Source organism: Pseudomonas sp. REP124, assembly GCF_020164475.1.
Lineage (GTDB): Bacteria > Pseudomonadota > Gammaproteobacteria > Pseudomonadales > Pseudomonadaceae > Aquipseudomonas.
On record NZ_JAIQWX010000032.1, the window covers coordinates 1 to 17175 of the forward strand.

The window sequence follows — 17175 nt, forward strand, 5'->3', positions numbered from 1 at the left end:
ATGGGGTCTGGGTACATCCGTGGGATCAGGCCGGGAGTTGGAGTGCCGGGCCATAACCCTCGATGAATTCTGCGGGCATACGCTTGGGCTTACCCGTGGACAGCTCGATGCAGACGAAGGTGGTTTGCGCGCGCAGCAGCGTCGTATTGTCACTGGGCCGCTTCAACTGGAAATGACGGGTCATCTTCAGGCGCTGGTCCCAGTCGACGATCCAGGTCGCCATCTGCAACTCATCGCCCTCGTAGGCCGCCGCCAGATAGTCGATCTCGTGCCGCACCACCGCCATCGCACGGTCCAGACGGCGATATTCGGCAAGATCCAGACCGAGGCGCTGCGAGTGCCGCCAGGCGCAACGCTCGAGCCAGGTCACGTAAACCGCGTTATTGGCGTGCCCCAGCCCATCGATGTCTTCGGCGGCCACTTGCAGATCAATGATGAACGGCGTTGCCCGATCCCAGCCCATGCCCCACTCCCGGTCAGATATTGTCGACCGGCGCAGTGTAACGGATGCTCAGGCCGATTGGCGCGATTGCAGGCTGCGACCGGCCAGCAGTGATAACACGCCATCAATCACCCGAGGGTCGGCGAGCACCCGATGATGGCCACCCTCCTCCAGGCGCAGCAGGCGACTGTCGAACCAGGCCTCGTGGATCAATTGCGCTTCCTTGGCCGGGACATATTTGTCGTCTTCGGCATGAACGATCAGGCCGGGCATGTCGAGTTGATAGTGCGCAACGTCCAGCGTGGCGGCACGCATGCCGACATCTTTCTCGACCTGGCGAATGAAGGCCGAGCGAGCTTTCGGCGGCAGTCGCACGTAACGGGCGAAACCGCGCAATACCCCAAGAATGCGCGCAGGAGCGCCAATGGTGACCAGGGTTTCGGTGCGCAGACCCAATTGCACCGCCAGCATGGCACTGGCGCCACCCATGGAATGGCCGATGACCGCTTGCAACGGCGGCAATTCGGCAGCGGCTTCGAGCATGGCACGGGCGAACAGCACGACATTCGCTTCGGTGCCCGGCGAGCGACCGTGTGCCGGGCCATCGAGGGCGACCACGGTGTAGCCGGCTTCGACCAAGACGGTGATCAGGGTGGCGAATTGCGTCGGCCGACCTTCCCAGCCGTGCATCAGCAGCACTGTCGGGCCCTGCCCCCAGCGCAACGCAGAGAGGCCGAAACGCAAAGTGATTCGTTCGGATTTCGCCAGCAGCGGCAATTCCCAGTCACTGGGTGGAAAATCCCGCGGCGTCATGAACGCCAGTCGCATTTTGCTTGCGACCAGTTTTGGAGCGAACCAGCCCAAGGTGCCATTAACGCCACGAACCCACTTCAACGTGCTCATCGCTCTCTCCCAAGGCCTAGCCTTCAGGTCAACGCACCGCCGATTTGGCCGCGCGCAACAATCGATCGGATAAATCACCAGGCCCCAGCGCCCGTGCCAGCGCCAGGCCACCCACCATCAAGGCCATGTCGGCCAAAGCTTTTTCGATGTCTTCAGGGCTGTCCGCCAACTGCGCGATCATCATTTCCGTGTGCTCATTGAGTGCGGCACGGAAAGAATCCGGCAGACGTCCGAGCTCGCCGATGGAGGCCGGGATCGGGCAGGCAGACTCGCTGGAATCACGGTGTTTGCGCGACAGATAGAACGCGGCGACCAAGGCGCGACGCTCTTCACCGGTCAACTCGGCATCCATGTCGGAAATCGAGTCACGACGGCGTGCCAGCAAATGCTTGAACGCCTCCAGCATCATCGCGTCCTTGCTTTCGAAGTGCGCATAGAAGCCGCCGACAGTCAGGCCGGCCGCGCCCATCACTTCGCCCACGCTCGGTTCGGCCGGGCCACGCTGGATCAGCGCTGCGCTGGCGGCCTTGAGAATGCGTTCTCGGGTTTGAGCTTTCTTGTCGTTCATCTTTGCCTCCAAATATTACGATTAGAATATTATTCTCATAATAATATTCTGCAAGTCATGAATGTGACCGCTGGTCTGAAGAACAGTTTGAGAGAAATGGGGGGATTTGGCCAAACGCCAGACAAACAAAAGGGCCATTCAATAATTGAATGACCCTTATAAAATCCCGCAGAGCGGGTAATCGTGGCGTCCCCTAGGGGACTCGAACCCCTGTTACCGCCGTGAAAGGGCGGTGTCCTAGGCCACTAGACGAAGGGGACACAAACCTTCTGTACAACTGATCAGTGCTGAGTGCTGATCGATTCAAGGCCGGTGTGGCCAGACCTTGAACTGTAAATTGGTGGAGCTAAGCGGGATCGAACCGCTGACCTCCTGCATGCCATGCAGGCGCTCTCCCAGCTGAGCTATAGCCCCGGATTTTTCGCCTCTCGGCGGAGCGATCTCTTGCAACATCGCTTCTGTAAAACTGGCGTCCCCTAGGGGACTCGAACCCCTGTTACCGCCGTGAAAGGGCGGTGTCCTAGGCCACTAGACGAAGGGGACGCAAACCCTTCTTTACAACTGACCAGTGCTGAGTGCTGGTCGATTCAAGGCCGGTGTGGCCAGACCTTGAACTGTAAATTGGTGGAGCTAAGCGGGATCGAACCGCTGACCTCCTGCATGCCATGCAGGCGCTCTCCCAGCTGAGCTATAGCCCCTCATCGTTGATGTCATCGCTGAGGACGGGGCGAATCTTAAGGGCGTATCGAAAGCCTGTCAAACTTATTTTTCAAAAAATTTAAAATTTTTTGTCGGCATAACAATCACTTACCGCCCTCCCCCCGGAAATCCGGGGGTAAAACCGTCTCTGTAGCAGCTGCCGCAGGCTGCGTTCGAGTGCGAAGCGCTCGCCCTGCCCCTTCATGTTGTCCATAAAGGGGCGGCTGCGCAGCCCGATGCAGCCTCGTACCTCGGCAGCTGCTACAGGGAATCAGGCGATAGCGCCCAGCAGCTTTTCCCACTCTTTGTTTTCTTTCTTCGACACACCGCCCAGCAGGTCGATTGCCTGGCGCAAGCGGAAACGGGTCAGGTCCGGGCCGAGGATTTCCATCGCGTCGAGCACCGATACCGAGCTGGCCTGCCCGGTGATCGCGGCGAACATCAGCGGCATGGCATCACGCAGCTTCAGTTGCAGGGACTCGACCACTGCCTGAATCGTCGCGGTGATGTTGTCCTTCTCCCAGTGACGCAGGCTTTCCAGCTTCCAGAGGATCAGTTGCATCAGCTGACGCACCTGATCGCCCGAGAGCTTCTTGGATTCGAACAGGCTGGCATCCGGGTTCACGCCACCGGCGAAGAAGAAGCCGGCCAGCGGTGCGACCTGGCTGAAGGTTTCAACCCGGCCCTGAACGTGCGGCGCGATCTTCATCATGTATTCGGAATTGAATGCCCACTTCTGCACCCGTGCCGCGAACTCTTCCACCGGCAGGTCACGCAGCCACTGGCCGTTGAGCCACGACAGCTTCTCGATGTCGAAAATCGGCCCGCCCAGGGAAACGCGCTTGAGGTCGAAGTTGTCGACCATTTCCTGCAGCGAGAACTTCTCGCGCTCGTCCGGCATCGACCAGCCCATGCGGCCCAGGTAGTTGAGCATGGCTTCCGGCATGAAGCCCATGCGCTCGTAGAAAGTCACTGACGTCGGGTTCTTGCGCTTGGACAGCTTGCTCTTGTCCGGGTTACGCAGAAGCGGCATGTAGCACAGCTCTGGTTGTTCCCAGCCGAAGTACTCGTACAAGAGGATCAGTTTCGGTGCCGATGGCAGCCACTCTTCGCCGCGCAGGACGTGGGTGATGCCCATCAGGTGGTCGTCGACCACGTTGGCCAGGAAGTAGGTCGGCAGGCCGTCGGTCTTCATCAGGACTTGCATGTCCATGCGGTCCCACGGGATTTCAACGTCGCCGCGCAGCATGTCCGGCACCACGCAGACGCCTTCGGTCGGCACCTTCATGCGGATCACGTGCGGCTCGCCGGCAGCCAGGCGGCGGGCCACTTCTTCCTTGGACAGCAGCAAGGCGCGGCCGTCGTAACGCGGGGTTTCGCCGCGGGCCATCTGCTCGGCGCGCATCTGGTCCAGCTCTTCGGCGGTGCAGAAGCACGGGAAGGCATGGCCCAGGTCGACCAACTGCTGGCAGTACTTCTGATAAATGTCGCCACGCTCGCTCTGACGGTACGGACCGTGCGGGCCGCCAACGTCCGGGCCTTCGCTCCAGTCGATGCCCAGCCAGCGCAGTGCGTCGAAGATCTGCTGTTCGGACTCGCGGGTCGAACGCAACTGGTCGGTGTCTTCGATCCGCAGAATGAACTCACCGCCGTGCTGCTTGGCAAAGCAGTAGTTGAACAATGCGATGTAAGCGGTACCTACGTGGGGATCCCCGGTAGGCGATGGCGCGATGCGAGTGCGGACGGTGGTCATGGCATGTCTCGAAAAGAATGAAAAGCAAAGAAACAATCAAGCCGCGAATGGTAACAGGCGACACCCGCCCCGCTCCAGCGAACAGGGCATTTAAGCCAAGGTTGCGTCTGGAACGCCCGTATCACGCGGTGAATGGCCGAATATCAAGGGATGGCATTTACCGCTTGTCGGCTTCATGCCAGATTCACCTGCTGATAACTTTCCTTACATATTCTCGACTACAGTTTGCCCCATGCCTGCCCAACTCAAGCGTCGCCTGTCCGTTTTCCTGCTCCTCGTCCTGCTGATCGCCGGGGGCTTCTTTGCCCATTGGTTCTTCAAGGGGCGTTTTTATGAAAGCACCGACAACGCGTATGTCCAGGGCGAGATCACCCGTGTATCCAGCCAGCTGGGGGCGCGCATCGAGCAGGTGCTGGTGCAGGACAACCAGCACGTCGAGAAAGGCCAGGTACTGATCCGGCTCGAAGGCGATGATTTCCGCCTCGCCGTCGACCGCGCCAACGCCGCCCTCGCCACCCGCCAGGCCGAGCGCTTGCAAGCCCAGAGCAAGCTGACGCAACAGTCCAGCCTGATCGCCGCCAGCGATGCTCAGGTCGCCTCCACACAGGCCAGCCTCGGCCGTTCGCAGATCGACCTGGCCCGCGCCCAGACCCTGCGCAAACCCGGTTACGTTTCCGAAGAAAGGGTCACCACCCTCTCTGCCGACAACCACATTGCCCAATCGCAACTGAGCAAGGCCCAGGCCGATGCCCAGGGTCAGCGCCAGCAGGTCAATGCGCTGAACGCCGACATCAAGCGCCTCGACGCGCAGATCGCCAACGCCAAGGCCGATCTGGCCCAGGCCGAGCTGAACCTGACCCGCAGCGAAATCCACGCGCCGATCAGCGGCCTGATCGGCCAGCGCGCGGCCCGAGAAGGCCAGTACGTGCAGGCCGGCGCTTACCTGCTGTCGATCGTGCCCGATGAAGACATCTGGATTCAGGCCAATTTCAAGGAAACCCAGATCGGCCACATGCAGCCCGGGCAGAAAGCCGAGCTGACCTTCGACGCCTACGGCGACACGCCGATCGAAGCCCGGGTCGACAGCCTGTTCGCCGCCTCGGGCGCGCAGTTCAGCCTGTTGCCGCCGGACAACGCCACCGGCAACTTCACCAAGGTCGTACAAAGGATTCCGGTCAAGCTGACCTTCGCCGCCGATAACCCTCTGCGCGGCAAGATCCGCCCGGGCATGTCGGTGACCGCCACCGTCAACATCAAGGACGCCCCTGAATCCGCCGCGCACAAGGTAAGCAGCAAAGACAGCGCTGACGATGGCCGGTGATCAACTGATCCGTCCGGTCGGGGAACCGACCCGGCGGGACTGGATCGCGGTGATGAGCGTGATGCTCGGCGCCTTCATGGCCGTGCTCGATATCCAGATCACCAACTCCTCGCTCAAGGACATTCAGGGCGCCCTCTCGGCCACCCTGGAAGAAGGCTCGTGGATCTCCACCTCCTATCTGGTGGCGGAAATCATCATGATCCCGCTCACCGCCTGGCTGGTGCAGTTGCTGTCGGCGCGGCGGCTGGCCGTCTGGGTGTCATTGGGTTTCTTGGTCGCCTCGCTGCTTTGCTCCATGGCCTGGAGTCTGGAAAGCATGATCGTCTTCCGTGCGCTCCAGGGCTTTACCGGCGGCGCGCTGATCCCGCTGGCGTTCACCCTGACCCTGATCAAGCTGCCCGAACATCACCGCGCCAAAGGCATGGCGATGTTCGCCATGACCGCCACTTTCGCTCCCTCCATTGGCCCGACCCTCGGCGGCTGGCTGACTGAAAACTGGGGTTGGGAGTACATCTTCTATATCAACATTCCACCCGGCCTGATCATGATCGCCGGCCTGATGTACGGTCTGGAGAAGAAGGAAGCGCACTGGGAGTTGCTGAAAAGCACCGACTACGCCGGCATCGTCACCCTCGGCGTCGGCCTGGGCTGCCTGCAGGTGTTTCTGGAGGAAGGTCATCGCAAGGACTGGCTCGAATCTGACCTGATCGTCACCCTCGGCAGCATCGCCCTGATCAGCCTGATCACCTTTGTGATCGTGCAGTTTTCCAAACCCAATCCGCTGATCAACCTTGGCATCCTGGGCAATCGCAACTTCGGCCTGTCGAGTATTTCCAGTATAGGTATGGGGGTCGGGCTGTACGGTTCGATCTATCTGTTGCCGCTGTACCTGGCGCAGATCCAGAACTACAACGCCCTGCAGATCGGTGAAGTGATCATGTGGATGGGCGTGCCCCAGCTGTTTCTGATTCCGCTGGTGCCGAAGCTGATGAAGTACATCTCACCGAAATGGCTGTGCACGGTGGGTTTCGGCCTGTTCGGCCTGGCGAGTTTTTCTTCCGGAGTGCTGAACCCGGATTTCGCCGGACCGCAGTTCAATCAGATCCAGATCATCCGGGCCCTGGGCCAGCCGCTGATCATGGTGACCATCTCGCTGATCGCCACAGCGTACATCCTGCCCCAGGACGCGGGCTCGGCGTCGAGTCTGTTTAATATCCTGCGCAACCTGGGCGGCGCGATCGGCATCGCCCTCCTCGCCACCTTGCTGGATGCGCGGACCAAGACCTACTTCGATTATTTGCGTGAATCCATCGTGCCGAGCAATCCGCAGGTGGCCGAGCGCCTGGCGTCATTGACCGACAAGCTGGGCAATGAAAATGCGGCGCTGGCCAAACTCAGTGAGATTGCTCATCAGCAGGCGTCGATCATGGCCTACAACGATGCGTTTCATTTTGTCGGGATTGCGCTGGGGATCAGCATGGTGGCGGTGTTGTTGACCAGGACATTGCCGGCGGGGCTCAAGGCTGGGGAGGCTCATTGAGTTTTGTGTTGCCTTCGATGGCCTCTTCGCGGGCAAGCCCGCTCCCACAGTGATTGCTGGTGATTGCAAATTTTGTGTTCACCACAAAACCCTGTGGGAGCGGGCTTGCCCGCGAAGAGGCCAGCAGGAACAGCACAAAAATCAAACTGTGATCAACCGATCCCGCAACTTGGCAATCTCATCGCGCATCTGCGCCGCCGCTTCGAACTCCAGATCCCGCGCCAGCTGATACATCTTCTCTTCCAGCGCCTTGATCCGCTTGGTGATCTCACCCGGCGAGCGCAACTCCGCTTCGTACTTGGCGCTCTCCTCGGCAGCCTTGGCCATGCCCTTGCGCTTCTTGCTGCGCGAGCCCGGCACGGTGGCGCCTTCCATGATGTCGGCCACGTCCTTGACCACCCCTTTGGGCACGATCCCATTGGCCAGGTTGAACGCGATCTGCTTGTCGCGCCGGCGTTCCGTTTCGCCGATAGCCCGCTCCATGGAGCCGGTGATGCGGTCGGCATACAGAATCGCCCGACCATTGAGGTTACGCGCCGCCCGGCCGATGGTCTGGATCAGCGAGCGCTCGGAACGCAGGAAACCTTCCTTGTCAGCATCGAGAATCGCCACCAGCGACACTTCCGGCATGTCCAGGCCTTCGCGCAGCAGGTTGATCCCCACCAGCACATCGAAGGTGCCCAGGCGCAGATCGCGGATGATCTCGACCCGCTCCACGGTGTCGATGTCCGAGTGCAGGTAACGCACGCGCACTCCGTGATCGGCCAGGTAATCGGTCAGGTCTTCGGCCATGCGCTTGGTCAGCGTGGTGACCAGCACCCGCTCTTCCAGCGCCACGCGCTTGGTGATTTCCGAGAGCAAGTCGTCGACCTGAGTCAGGGCCGGGCGGATCTCGATCTGCGGGTCCACCAGGCCGGTCGGACGCACCACCATGTCGATGACGCGCCCGGCGTGTTCGGCCTCATAGTTGCCCGGCGTGGCCGAGACGAAAATGGTTTGCGGGCTCACCCCTTCCCATTCGTCGAAGCGCATCGGTCGGTTGTCCAGCGCCGAAGGCAGGCGGAAGCCGTATTCCACCAGGGTTTCTTTACGCGAGCGGTCGCCTTTGTACATGGCGCCGACCTGCGGCACGCTGACGTGGGATTCGTCGATCACCAGCAAAGCGTCGGCGGGCAGGTAGTCGTAGAGCGTCGGCGGCGCCGCGCCGGCCGGCCGGCCGGACAGGTAGCGCGAGTAGTTTTCGATGCCGTTGCAATAACCCAGCTCGAGGATCATCTCCAGATCGAAACGGGTGCGCTGTTCCAGGCGCTGGGCTTCCACCAGTTTGTTGTTGGAACGCAGGTATTCCAGTCGCTCTTGCAATTCGACCTTGATGCCCTCGACCGCATCGAGCAGAGTTTCCCGCGGAGTGACGTAGTGGCTCTTCGGATAAAATGTGAAGCGTGGCAGCTTGCGCAGGACCTCACCGGTCAACGGATCGAACGCCGACAGACTTTCCACTTCGTCATCGAACAGCTCGATGCGGATTGCTTCGAAATCCGATTCCGCCGGGTGGATATCGATCACATCGCCGCGCACGCGGAAGGTCGCACGGGCGAAATCCATGTCGTTGCGCGTGTATTGAAGGTCGGCGAGGCGTCGCAGCAGCGCGCGCTGATCCAGCTTGTCGCCGCGATCCACGTGCAACACCATCTTCAGATAGGTTTCCGGACTGCCCAGACCATAGATGCAGGACACCGTGGTGACGATGATGGCGTCCTTGCGCTCCAGCAGGGCCTTGGTCGCGGACAGGCGCATCTGCTCGATGTGGTCGTTGATCGAGGCGTCCTTCTCGATGAAGGTGTCCGAGGACGGCACGTACGCTTCCGGCTGGTAGTAGTCGTAGTAGGAAACGAAGTACTCGACGGCGTTGTTCGGGAAAAACGCCTTGAATTCGCCGTACAACTGCGCCGCCAGGGTCTTGTTCGGCGCCAGCACCAGGGTCGGACGCTGCACCTGGGCGATCACGTTGGCGATGCTGAAGGTCTTGCCCGAACCGGTCACACCGAGCAGCGTCTGGTGCGCCAGCCCCGCCTCGATGCCCTCGACCATCAGGCGGATGGCTTCCGGCTGATCGCCGGCGGGGGCAAAACGGGTGACTAGCTCAAATTCGGACATGAATGATCTCTCTGTTCTCGGAGCACTGTTCTCGGAGCACTGTTGTCGGCGCAACCGGCAGGAACGGGAAGGCCGCAAACGACGCGCGTCGTCGCAGGAAAAAGCGGGATTGTGCTCAATGTGGAGCCGATTGCCATCGCTTTCAAGGCAAACGTCCTACGCCCGTTGAAGTCTTTGATTACACCAATCGACTAACGGTCGAAAAATAATCGGAAAAACTTGGGTTAAAAGACCAATCGTCTGTCGCTATCCGTCGCAGATGGCCTCTATACTAGCTCCCCGTTTGTGCACCGCTCTAGTGCATTCGGCTGGAGCGCCACACGTCCCTCCACTCTCCATTCAGAGCCGCCGCAAAAATGAGCCTGTTCTCCGCTGTCGAAATGGCACCCCGCGATCCAATCCTGGGCCTCAACGAAGCATTCAACGCCGATACCCGTACCGATAAGGTCAATCTGGGGGTAGGTGTTTACTGCAACGAGGAGGGGCGAATTCCACTCCTGCGCGCCGTTGTCGAAGCCGAGACGATTCGCGTCGCTCAACACGCTTCCCGTGGCTACCTGCCAATCGACGGTATCGCCGCCTACGACCAGGCCGTGCAGAAGCTGCTGTTCGGCAATGATTCGCCGTTGATCGCTGCTGGCCGCGTAGTCACCACCCAGGCCGTCGGCGGTACCGGCGCACTGAAAATCGGTGCCGACTTCCTCAAGCAACTGCTGCCGAACGCCGTCGTGGCCATCAGCGACCCGAGCTGGGAAAACCACCGCGCGCTGTTCGAAACCGCCGGTTTCCCGGTGCAGAACTACCGCTACTACGACGCCGCCACCCACGACGTGAACCGCGCCGGCCTGCTGGAAGACCTGAACGCGCTGCCGAACGGCTCGATCGTGGTGCTGCACGCCTGCTGCCACAACCCGACCGGCGTCGACCTGAGCCCGGCGGACTGGAATAACGTTCTGGAAGCCGTGAAGGCCAAAGGTCACGTACCGTTCCTCGACATGGCCTACCAGGGCTTTGGTGATGGCATCGACGAAGACGCCGCCGCCGTGCGCCTGTTCGCCGAGTCGGGCCTGACCTTCTTCGTGTCCAGCTCGTTCTCCAAATCCTTCTCGCTGTACGGCGAGCGCGTTGGCGCCCTGTCGATCGTCAGCGAATCGAAAGAAGAAAGCGCGCGCGTGCTGTCGCAGGTCAAGCGTGTGATCCGCACCAACTACTCCAACCCGCCGACCCACGGTGCAAGCATCGTCGCCGCCGTGCTGAACAGCCCGGAACTGCGCGCCCAGTGGGAAGCCGAGCTGGCGGAAATGCGCCTGCGCATCAAGGGCATGCGTACCCAGATGGTTGACCTGCTGGCGAAAAACGCTCCGCAGCGTGACTTCAGCTTCGTCGGTCGCCAGCGCGGCATGTTCTCCTACTCGGGCCTGTCCGTTGAACAGGTTCACCGCCTGCGCAACGAGTTCGGCATCTACGCCCTGGACACCGGCCGCATCTGCGTGGCGGCGCTGAACCAGAGCAACATCAAAGTCGTGACGGATGCGATCGTTCAGGTGATCTGAACCGCAGACTGAGACGAAAAACGGGAAGCCAGTCGGCTTCCCGTTTTTATTTGTGGCAGATAAATCTCAAGACAGCGCCTGCGCCCACTAAACTCCACAGCAATTCAATGTGGGAGCGGGCTTGCTCGCGAAAGCGGTCCTTCATTCAACACGGATGTGACTGACACATCGCATTCGCGAGCAAGCCCGCTCCCACAGGTTTGTGTACACCCTGAAATTCCTGCGAGAACCCTATGAAAAACGACAACCTGCGCGCCGACCGCGATGATCTTGATGACCTGGACCGCTTTACCCCCCGCACCCCGGCCAAACGCAGCGGCAACCTGGTCATGCAAGTGGCGACCGGTGTGTTCCTCGGCGGCCTGGCGCTGTGGCTGGTGCAACTGGGTGCCACGGCGCTCTACGCCAAGCTGATGATGGGCACGATCACCTTTGGTGGTTAGGTCGGCCGTCAATCGTCGATAAACCACCGTCTGTCCCGTTAAATCCGTCCGATTGCTATCTGGCGCTTGACTTCTCTTTTTGAATCAGTAACATAGCCGGCATTCCGCGATAGCTCAGTTGGTAGAGCAAGTGACTGTTAATCACTGGGTCCCTGGTTCGAGTCCAGGTCGTGGAGCCAGATACAAAAAACCCGCCTATGGCGGGTTTTTTCGTTCTGGCGTTGTGATCATTACGTATTCAACGGCGACTGCGGTGTATCAGGGTTTAGTTGCTGGCGCCGGAATTGTCCCGGCGGTTGGCCATGGATCTGACGAAAACGTCGAGAAAAGTAAGCTTCGTCAGCAAATCCACACAACCTCGCCACCTCCCCCACCGGCCGTGTGCCATTGAGCAGATAATTGCGAGCCGCATGCATCCTGCGTTCCAGCACCAGTTCGGTGAAGGTCTTGCCAATTTCCTTGCGCAACCAGTGCGTCAAGTAGGTTGGTGACAGGTAAGTCGCTGCGGCCACCTTGATCAGGTTGAGGTCCGGGTCGGCGATGTTCTTGCGCAAATATTCGGACATTCTGCTCAAAGCATCGCGCCGGCTGACTTCAGCGGCGTTTTCTTCAGCCAGCCGTTTGAGCGGCTCGGCATACAAGGCGCACACACTCCCCACCAATTGCAGCAGCAGCCCCTTGAGCATCTCGCGGGTGCCGAACTGACGGTTCTCGTCGAGCAAGCGCATCTGTTCGATCAAGGCGCAGACTTTGCTGAAATCCTCATCCCCCAAAATGAAGTCCAGATGCTCCTGAAAGCGAAATGGCGATAGCTCCGGCGCGAGGAGAATCGACACTTCCTCCAGATCCATTGGATCGCATTGCAAGTGCGGCAGCAGGAAGGTCTGGGAGAAATTGATCACCATGAAATTGCTGTCCGCCGGGTGCGGAATCACATGCACGCGATGCGGCAGGATGAAAGCGAGCGTGTTGCGCGGAAACGGGCGCTCGACGTTGCCAATGTGCTGCACGGTGTCTCCACCCAGGTTGATCTGAATTTGAAAGTATTCGTGGCGATGGGGGCTGGTTTCGGCACGCCGCCCCTTTTTGTCGCGGATGTAAAAGTCCGTCAATTCGCTGCGTTGCTGCATGACGTAGGTAGGTACTCGACTCGGTGACGACATCTGCAGAGAATCCTCGACAGGTACATGAACAGCTAGTCGTCGCGCCGCAAATGGAGGAGACGACATGGGAGATTGTGAGGGTGAACCCGGACAGGATTCAACAACTCATAGGATGACGTAGATATCGACGGATTATTTGTATCTGTGTGTGGGAATTTTCCTGTCCAAAAAAATAATCCAATATCGAATTTTTTATTTCAATAAAAACAATAAGTTAATAGAACTACAAAGAAAGAACGGCTCATATATTTTCTTGGACAGATGCATTACCCAGCATTTTCAAAAGAAAAACGATCTAACGCCTCCGTTGATTTTGGATGGTTGTACGACCACTGTGACAGGCAACGCAGCCCGCCCCATCCAAAAATAATCACCAGGTGCGCATATCATGACTCCGCTTTCCACCCTCAACGACCCGCCCGACCTCGCCCCGAATCCGACTTGTCGGAAGGTGTTCCTGAACACCTGACGCCGGTTGTCCGCGCAGCTCACCCAAGCAACGCTTGCACTGCCCCGAATGGGAGGCAACGGGCTCGGCTGCGCACAGATATCTCGATTCTTCTAACAATAACGAGGTCCATCCATGTCCAATTCCACAACCTCTTCAGTGACGTCCGGCGCTCGCGATGCCGCGCCCACCCAGCGACTGCCGACTCGCCGGCGCTGGTTCATGCTGTCGCTGCTGCTGATCGCAACCATCATCAACTACATCGACCGTGTGAACATCTCGATCGCAGCACCTTTCATGGCCAAGGACCTGGGCCTGGACAAGATCGAAATGGGTCTGATTTTTTCCGCGTTCGCCTGGACTTACGCCCTTGCGCTGGTGCCTGCCGGGTTCATCGCCGACCGCTTCGGCTCCCGGTTGACCTATGGGGTGTCACTGATCAGTTGGTCGACAGTCACTGTTTTGCAGGGTTTTGCCACAGGATTTGCATCCTTGTTCGGCCTGCGTCTGGCCGTCGGTGCGATGGAGGCGCCGGCATTTCCTGCCAATAGCCGGGCGGTGACCGTGTGGTTCCCGGCACGTGAACGCGGGATGGCCAGCAGCATCTACGTGTGCGGCCAGTATTTGGGCACTGCCCTGTTTACCGGCGCGTTGCTCTGGCTGGCCACTACCTTCGACTGGCGCCATGTGTTTTACAGCACCGGATTGCTGGGCATCGTGTTCGGGGTGATCTGGCTGTTCCTGTACCGCGACCCGCTGAGCTGCAAGAAAGTCAGCAAGGAAGAACTGAAATACATTGAAAACGGTGGTGGTCTTGTCAAGAGCAGCCAGGAACGCACCCGCTTCAACTGGCGGCAAATCACCGAACTGTTTGGCTATCGGCAGATCTGGGCAATTTGTATTGGAAAGTTTGCCAGCACTTCGGCGTTGTACTTCTTCCTCACCTGGTTCCCGACCTATCTGATCGAAGAACGGCAACTCACCACGATCAAGGCCGGGATCTTTGCTGTGTTGCCATTCGTAGGTGCAACCGTAGGCATTCTGCTCGCCGGGATCATTTCCGATCTTCTGATACGCCGCGGCTACTCCATGTCCTTCGCACGCAAATTGCCACTGGTGGTCGGCTCGATGCTGGGGATGTCGATCGTTCTGGTGAATTTCACCGACTCAAACGTGATCTGCATTGCCATTTTGACTATCGCCTTCTTTGCCCAGGGAATCGCCTCTTCGTCGTGGGCCGCCGTATCGGAAGTAGCACCCAAGGAACTGATCGGCCTGACGGGAGGGGTTACCAGCCTCGCGGCCAACATCGGCGGGATCGTCACACCGATAGTGATTGGCGCGATCGTCCAGTCCACAGGCTCCTTCGCCTGGGCCTTCTGGTTCATCGGTGGTGTAGCGCTGATGGGGACCTTGTCCTACTCGTTGCTGCTAGGCCGCCTGTACCGCATCGAACTGAAGGCCCGCTAACTCAAGAAAAGCTTATTTCTCCAAGACGAGGCGGCATTCGTCCAACTTCACCCGAGATTGCCGCCGTACGCTGATGTTTCATAAAGGACCCATACCCGGATGAACATGCCCGAATATGTTTTTACACCAGATCTGCCTGTGACCTTGCCGGTTGCCGGCAGCCAGCAGCGTTTTCCCGTCGGCCGGGTATTTTGCGTCGGTCGCAATTACCCATGGCCCGACACGCAAGGCCAGTCCCGCCTGCCACCGGTGTTTTTCATGAAACCGGCGAGCAATGTGGTGGACGCACAGGGCGAAATCGCCTTCCCGCCATTGACCGAAGAGTTCGCCCACGAGATCGAGTTGGTGATTGCCATTGGCGAAGGTGGCGCCAATATTCCTGAGGATCAGGCATTGGCGTACGTCTGGGGTTATGGCGCCGGTCTTGACCTGACGCGTCGAGATGTCCAGCGCGCGGCCAAGAGCAGTGGCATGCCGTGGGAAGGCGCCAAGGTATTCGACGGCGCAGCGCCAATCACCGCGATTGTGCCGGTCTCCCGTGCAGGCCATCCCGATGGTGACTTGTGGTTGAACGTCAACGGCGAAGAACGTCAGCGCGACAGCCTCGAGAGTCAAATCTGGTCAGTCAGCGAGATCATCAGCCGCATTTCCCAGTCCGTCGCGCTGCGCGCGGGCGACCTGATCATGACTGGCAGCCCCGCGGGCGTCGATGTGCTGCAACCCGGAGACATCATCCACGCCGGCATCGACGGCATCGGCCAGATCGAAATGCGCGTCGGCCGGCGCCCCTGAATCTGACACACAACACGCCTCAGTGAATTGAAAAAAGGAAATAACAAGATGACCCATCCTTTGAAAGTCGCCCTGGTAACCGGCGCCGGCAGCGGAATCGGCCGCGCGGTGGCCCTTGGTCTGATGGCCGACGGATTCACCGTGGTATTGGCCGGTCGCCGGCCGGAGCCATTGCTGGAGTTGGCGGAACTGGCGTCGGTCGACGGGTACAAAGCCCTGCCCGTGCCTACTGATGTGCGCGATCCAGCCAGCGTCGACGCGCTGTTTGCCACCATCACCGACAAGTACGGTCGTCTGGACGTAGTGTTCAACAACGCCGGGGTCAACGCCCCGGCCGTGCCCCTGGATGAGCTGACCTTCGAACAGTGGCGAACAGTGATCGACACCAACCTCAACGGCGTTTTCCTCTGCGCCCGCGGCGCCTTCGGACTGATGCGCCGGCAACAGCCCATGGGTGGGCGCATCATCAATAACGGCTCGATCTCGGCGCACACCCCCCGCCCCTTCAGCACCGCCTATACCGCCAGCAAACACGCGGTGCTGGGCCTGACCAAATCCCTGGCCCTGGATGGCCGCGAATTCAACATTGCCTGCAGCCAGATCGATATCGGCAACGCCCTGACCGAGATGTCGGTACGCATGACCAAAGGCGTGCGCCAGGCCAACGGCAGCATCGCCGTGGAGCCGATGGTGGATGTCCAGCACGTGGCCGATGCCGTGCGCTACATCGCCGCCCTTCCGCTGTCGGCGAATGTCCTGAACATGACCGTCATGGCCACCGCCATGCCGTTTGCCGGTCGCGGTTGACCGGCTTTTTTATTGCGCTATACGAGGTCCACATGAAGCCAGAAGTCTTGCAGCTCAGCCCGATCCTGATCCCTGAAATCAACACCCGCCTGGGTGAGTTGTTCACCATCAGGCGTTATTTTGAACAGGCCGATAAAGCGGCCTATATCAAAGAGCATGGCGCCAACATTCGCGGTGTGATCACCGGCGGCCACACCGGGATCAGTCAGGCGTTGATGGCTCAATTACCCAAACTGGAAGTGGTAGCAGTCAACGGTGTGGGCACCGATGCGGTAGACCTCGCCTACGCCAGGGATCGCGGAATTCGCGTCACCGCAACCATCGGTGCGCTGACCGAAGATGTGGCTGACCTGGCTATCGGCCTGTTGATCGCCGTGTGCCGAGGCCTGTGCACCAGTGACCGTTATGTGCGTTCCGGTCAATGGCCCCACAGCACAACACCGCTGGCACCGTTGCCACTGGCACGCCAGGTATCGGGCATGCGCATCGGCATCGTCGGCATGGGTCGGGTCGGTCGCGCCGTGGCTACCCGCGCTGCCGCGTTCGGCTGCCCGATCAGCTACACCGACCTGCAACCGATGAGCGATGTGAACCACAGTTTCGTCGCCGATCTGACGCAGTTGGCCAGCCAAAGCGATGCGCTGATTCTCGCCGCCGCTGCCGACAAGGCAGAAGCCATCATCAATGCCGATGTGCTCAAAGCGCTGGGCCAGGGTGGTTACTTGATCAACGTGGCCCGGGGCAAGTTGGTCAACGAAGTCGATCTGGTAGCGGCATTGAAGGCGGGCGAGATCGCCGGCGCGGCACTGGATGTGTTTGTCGACGAGCCGCGGGTACCAGAGACCCTGTTCGGCAATGAGCAGGTGGTGCTGCAACCCCATCGCGCCAGTGCGACCGTGCAGACCCGCACGCGAATGGGTGAAATGGTGGTGGCGAGCCTGGTGGACAGTTTCGCCGGACGCGTACCGCAGGGCTCGGTAACCGATTGAACCCTGGCCATCGAGGGGACATTGCGCCCCCTCGATGATTCGGCATCAGGCGACAGATCGACGCCCAACTGGAACACCGCGACGACGGTGTCGATCACCATGGCCAGCAGGATCGACAGGCGGGAGA

14 protein-coding genes and 5 tRNA genes are annotated in these 17175 nt (G+C 59.8%); 9 read left to right on the top strand and 10 right to left on the bottom strand.

Features of this window, described 5'->3' with window-relative positions:
* Positions 1–25: 25 nt before the first annotated feature.
* The 8 genes from K9857_RS10570 to gltX all read right to left on the bottom strand — a co-directional run bounded on the left by K9857_RS10570 (position 26) and on the right by gltX (position 4365).
* On the bottom strand, positions 26–463 hold the full coding sequence (locus K9857_RS10570) for an acyl-CoA thioesterase (protein WP_224535546.1): 438 nt from the start codon (positions 461–463) through the stop codon (positions 26–28).
* 48 nt (positions 464–511) lie between these two features.
* A complete protein-coding gene (locus K9857_RS10575) occupies positions 512–1345 on the bottom strand; it encodes an alpha/beta fold hydrolase (protein ID WP_224535548.1) in 834 nt (277 codons plus the stop codon).
* 28 nt (positions 1346–1373) lie between these two features.
* Positions 1374–1913 carry a TetR/AcrR family transcriptional regulator gene (locus tag K9857_RS10580; protein ID WP_224535550.1) on the bottom strand — a complete coding sequence of 180 codons (540 nt, stop codon included), beginning with the start codon at positions 1911–1913 and terminating at the stop codon, positions 1374–1376.
* 184 nt (positions 1914–2097) lie between these two features.
* A tRNA-Glu gene (locus K9857_RS10585) sits at positions 2098–2173 on the bottom strand.
* Between the two features lie 78 nt (positions 2174–2251).
* Positions 2252–2327 (bottom strand) — tRNA-Ala (locus tag K9857_RS10590).
* A gap of 53 nt (positions 2328–2380) precedes the next feature.
* Positions 2381–2456, bottom strand: a tRNA-Glu gene (locus K9857_RS10595).
* A 79-nt stretch (positions 2457–2535) separates the two neighbouring features.
* Positions 2536–2611, bottom strand: a tRNA-Ala gene (locus K9857_RS10600).
* A gap of 272 nt (positions 2612–2883) precedes the next feature.
* Positions 2884–4365, bottom strand: a complete 1482-nt coding sequence (gene gltX, locus K9857_RS10605) for a glutamate--tRNA ligase (RefSeq protein WP_224535552.1) — start codon at positions 4363–4365, stop codon at positions 2884–2886.
* Positions 4366–4597: 232 nt separating this feature from the next.
* Between gltX and K9857_RS10610 the strand changes: the two genes are divergently transcribed.
* Both K9857_RS10610 and K9857_RS10615 read left to right on the top strand, forming a co-directional pair.
* Positions 4598–5686 (top strand): HlyD family secretion protein, encoded by a 1089-nt coding sequence (locus K9857_RS10610; protein ID WP_224535555.1) that lies wholly within the window; start codon positions 4598–4600, stop codon positions 5684–5686.
* A gap of 49 nt (positions 5687–5735) precedes the next feature.
* Positions 5736–7226: an MDR family MFS transporter gene (locus K9857_RS10615; RefSeq protein ID WP_224535642.1), complete on the top strand. Its 1491-nt coding sequence runs from the start codon at positions 5736–5738 to the stop codon at positions 7224–7226.
* Positions 7227–7367: 141 nt separating this feature from the next.
* On the opposite strand, the gene uvrB is transcribed toward K9857_RS10615, so the two are convergent.
* The gene (uvrB, locus tag K9857_RS10620; protein ID WP_224535557.1) at positions 7368–9383 is read right to left on the bottom strand and encodes an excinuclease ABC subunit UvrB; all 2016 of its coding nucleotides are present in this window, start codon (positions 9381–9383) and stop codon (positions 7368–7370) included.
* 356 nt (positions 9384–9739) lie between these two features.
* Between uvrB and K9857_RS10625 the strand changes: the two genes are divergently transcribed.
* The 3 genes from K9857_RS10625 (at position 9740) to K9857_RS10635 (ending at position 11558) form a co-directional block, all read left to right on the top strand.
* Positions 9740–10936 carry an amino acid aminotransferase gene (locus K9857_RS10625; protein WP_224535559.1) on the top strand — a complete coding sequence of 399 codons (1197 nt, stop codon included), beginning with the start codon at positions 9740–9742 and terminating at the stop codon, positions 10934–10936.
* Positions 10937–11169: 233 nt separating this feature from the next.
* Entirely contained in the window at positions 11170–11379 is a 210-nt protein-coding gene (locus K9857_RS10630; protein ID WP_224535561.1) for a hypothetical protein, read from the top strand.
* 103 nt (positions 11380–11482) lie between these two features.
* A tRNA-Asn gene (locus K9857_RS10635) sits at positions 11483–11558 on the top strand.
* 51 nt (positions 11559–11609) lie between these two features.
* Here the strand turns inward: K9857_RS10635 and K9857_RS10640 are convergent.
* Positions 11610–12542, bottom strand: coding sequence for a helix-turn-helix transcriptional regulator (locus K9857_RS10640; RefSeq protein ID WP_224535563.1), 933 nt, complete (start codon positions 12540–12542; stop codon positions 11610–11612).
* A gap of 583 nt (positions 12543–13125) precedes the next feature.
* Between K9857_RS10640 and K9857_RS10645 the strand changes: the two genes are divergently transcribed.
* The 4 genes from K9857_RS10645 to K9857_RS10660 all read left to right on the top strand — a co-directional run bounded on the left by K9857_RS10645 (position 13126) and on the right by K9857_RS10660 (position 17048).
* Entirely contained in the window at positions 13126–14460 is a 1335-nt protein-coding gene (locus tag K9857_RS10645; protein ID WP_224535565.1) for an MFS transporter, read from the top strand.
* 99 nt (positions 14461–14559) lie between these two features.
* Positions 14560–15252, top strand: coding sequence for a fumarylacetoacetate hydrolase family protein (locus K9857_RS10650; RefSeq protein WP_224535567.1), 693 nt, complete (start codon positions 14560–14562; stop codon positions 15250–15252).
* A gap of 48 nt (positions 15253–15300) precedes the next feature.
* Complete coding sequence (locus K9857_RS10655) at positions 15301–16059, top strand: SDR family oxidoreductase (RefSeq protein WP_224535569.1); 759 nt, start codon at positions 15301–15303, stop codon at positions 16057–16059.
* A 32-nt stretch (positions 16060–16091) separates the two neighbouring features.
* Complete coding sequence (locus K9857_RS10660; RefSeq protein WP_224535571.1) at positions 16092–17048, top strand: 2-hydroxyacid dehydrogenase; 957 nt, start codon at positions 16092–16094, stop codon at positions 17046–17048.
* Positions 17049–17175: the final 127 nt, after the last annotated feature.